The 2,829-nt window shown below is 63.5% G+C and carries 4 protein-coding genes; all 4 read left to right on the top strand.

Annotation, left to right across the window (positions count from 1 at the left end):
• Positions 1-98: 98 nt before the first annotated feature.
• The 4 genes from tnpA (at position 99) to C8N42_RS21065 (ending at position 2,804) form a co-directional block, all read left to right on the top strand.
• Complete coding sequence (gene tnpA, locus C8N42_RS21080) at positions 99-464, top strand: IS66-like element accessory protein TnpA (protein ID WP_107818346.1); 366 nt, start codon at positions 99-101, stop codon at positions 462-464.
• A complete protein-coding gene (tnpB, locus tag C8N42_RS21075; RefSeq protein WP_107818344.1) occupies positions 461-808 on the top strand; it encodes an IS66 family insertion sequence element accessory protein TnpB in 348 nt (115 codons plus the stop codon). The genes tnpA and tnpB overlap by 4 nt, the downstream gene beginning before the upstream one ends.
• Positions 809-870: 62 nt before the next feature.
• Positions 871-2,466 (top strand): IS66 family transposase, encoded by a 1,596-nt coding sequence (tnpC, locus tag C8N42_RS21070; RefSeq protein WP_164185595.1) that lies wholly within the window; start codon positions 871-873, stop codon positions 2,464-2,466.
• The gene (locus C8N42_RS21065; RefSeq protein WP_088736309.1) at positions 2,466-2,804 is read left to right on the top strand and encodes a YnfA family protein; all 339 of its coding nucleotides are present in this window, start codon (positions 2,466-2,468) and stop codon (positions 2,802-2,804) included. The genes tnpC and C8N42_RS21065 overlap by 1 nt, the downstream gene beginning before the upstream one ends.
• Positions 2,805-2,829: the final 25 nt, after the last annotated feature.

Below are 2,829 nucleotides of genomic sequence, written 5' to 3'. Positions count from 1 at the left end.
GTAAGCGCCCGATTGATGCCGCCTGCCTGATGGAGGCGGACCGAGATAAGACACGTGCATAACGACGTCTTTAGCGACGTGTCTTATCGGGAGGCGCTATGTTGGGTGAGGTTCTGGGTGTCGAGCGGCGCCGTCGTTGGAGCGACGAGGAGAAGCTCGAGATCTTGCTGGAAGTGGGTGCTGGCGGGGCTTCGGTTACGCAAGTTGCTCAGCGACATGAGCTCACACGCTCGCAAATCTACGGCTGGCGCCGGGACCTGAAGAAGAAGGGCCTTTGGTCGCCGGATCGGGGAGCAGTCTTCCTGCCTCTTGATTTCGGCACCCAGTCCGAACCGGCCCACTCCCCGCCCGCTCGCCCGGTTTTTGTCGAGCTGCGTTTGGGGAACGGTCGCTGCCTCCGTTTCGACAGCAGCATGGATGGGGAGGCGCTGACCGGGCTGATCCGCGCGGTGGAAGCGGCATGATCGGCCCAGGCACCGGGGTCCGGGTCTACCTGGCGTGCGGCGCGACCGACATGCGGAAAGGAATTGCCGGTCTCTCAGCCCTGGCCCAGGATGTGCTGCGCCAGAAACCCACCAGCGGCGCGGTCTTCGCGTTCCGGGGGCGAAAGGGGGATCGGCTGAAGCTGCTCTACTGGGATGGCCAAGGCTTCTGCCTCTATTACAAGATCCTCGAGCGCGGACGGTTTCCCTGGCCGAACACCAAGGCCGGGGCCGCGCGGCTGACCTCCGCCCAGCTGGCGATGCTCTGGGAAGGGATCGATTGGAGGCGCCCGGACTGGGGCGCACCACCCGCGCGGGTCGGGTAGATTATCTACCTGAATCCACTTGTTTTATTGGCCATCTCGACCTGTGCATGGTATCAGTCGGCATGTCCGATGATGCCCACATTCTCTCTGATGATCCTGCGGTCCTGAAGGCGATGATCGCCGCACTTCAGGCGGAGAATGCACGCATGTCGGCCACGCTTCAGGCCCACGAGCAGTTGGTTCAGGCTCTGCGCTTGCGGATCGCCAAGCTCCAGAAACAGGCCTTCGGAAAGTCCTCGGAAAAGATTGAGCGTGAGATCGCGCAGCTCGAACTGGCGCTCGAAGACCTCCTGGTCGCAGTTGCCGAGAAGCGTGATGGGTCAGTCGAGGAGGAGGTGCCTGCGGCGATCGATGCCGCTGTCGCTGAGATCAAGCCTCGTCGACGCCCGCGCGTCTCGGACACGACCCCTCGCGAACGGCGCGAACTCGATCCCGGCTCCTGTTGTCCCGACTGTGGTGGCGACCTTCGCGTGGTGGGTGAGGATGTCAGCGAGTTGCTCGACATGGTCGCGGCGCAGATGAAGGTGATCCAGATCGCGCGGGTGAAGAAGTCCTGTCGCCGGTGCGAGAAGATGGTGCAGCCTGCCGCCCCAAGTCGCCCTATCCCCGGCAGCATGGCTGGTCCTGGGCTTCTGGCCCAGATCCTCGTGTCCAAGTTCGATGATCACCTTCCGCTCTATCGCCAGAACGAGATCTACGCCCGTATGGGGGCCGACATCCCGGACAGCACGCTGCTGGACTGGTGCGGACGCGCCATGAAGGTGCTCGCCCCTATCATTGAACGGATCGAGACCGAGGTGATGGCCGCGCCGGTGCTGCACGCGGACGACACCCCGATCCGCGTCCTGGACCGGTCACGCCGGGACCGCGGCCTCGGCAAAGGGGTCAAGCAGGGACGGGTCTGGGCCTATGTCTCGGATCAACGTCCTTGGGACGGCGCCGCGCCGCCCGGTGTCGTCTACCGCTTCTCCCCGGATCGCAAGGGGGAACATCCTCAGCGGCATCTGCAAGACAGCGGCGGTATCCTTCAGGCGGACGCCTATGCTGGCTTCAATCTGCTTTACGAACCACGCGCGGACGGCAGCAGCCAGTTCCGCGAGGCCGCCTGCTGGGCGCATCTTCGGCGCGACTTCCATGATGTCTGGGACAGCACGAAATCCGAGATTGCGCGGGAAGCCCTCGACCGGATCGGCAAGCTTTATGATGTCGAGCGCGAGGTCGCCGGTCAATCCGCCGAACTACGACAGGCCGCGCGCCAGACGCACTCCCGCCCCATGGTCGATGCCTTCAAGGCCTGGGCCGAGGCCCAGCTGCTGCGCATTCCGGGCAAGAGCGATCTCGCCAAGGCCTTCCGATACGGTCTCAGCCGCTGGTCTTCCTTCGAGCTCTTCCTCGAAGACGGCCGCGTTGGCATCGACAACAACCCCGCCGAGCGCGCCATGCGCCCGATCGGCATCGGACGGAAAAACTGGCTCTTCGCCGGCTCCGATAGCGGTGGCGAGACGCTGGCCAGGGCGATGACCCTCATCGAAACCGCCAAGATGAACGGGCTCGATCCACAGGCTTGGCTCGCCGATATCCTCGACCGTATCCATGATCACAAGATCAACCGGCTTGACGAACTGCTGCCGTGGCAGTGGAGCGCAGCTCGCCCATGATGAGCGTCTTCGCGGCAATCGGCATGTATGCCCTGGCTGCTCTCGCCGAGATCGCGGGCTGCTTCGCGTTCTGGGCCTGGCTACGTCTTGACCGCTCAGCCCTCTGGCTTATCCCGGGCGCGATCTCCCTCGCCCTGTTCGCATACTTGCTGACGCGTGTTGAGGTCGAGTTTGCCGGTCGTGCATATGCGGCCTACGGCGGCATATACATCACAGCATCTATCGCATGGCTTTGGGCCGTAGAGAGGCAGATTCCGACCCGATGGGATATCATCGGCGCAATCTTTTGCCTGACCGGCATGGCGATCATCTTGGTCGCCCCTATGCTTCAGAAGTAACCTGCGGTCTCAATCGGGCGGTTAC

Origin of the sequence: Celeribacter persicus (genome assembly GCF_003050785.1) — a bacterium.
GTDB classification, from domain to species: domain Bacteria; phylum Pseudomonadota; class Alphaproteobacteria; order Rhodobacterales; family Rhodobacteraceae; genus Celeribacter; species Celeribacter persicus.
Note: the sequence above shows the minus strand (reverse complement) of the source record. Positions and strands in the feature narration are given on the sequence as shown.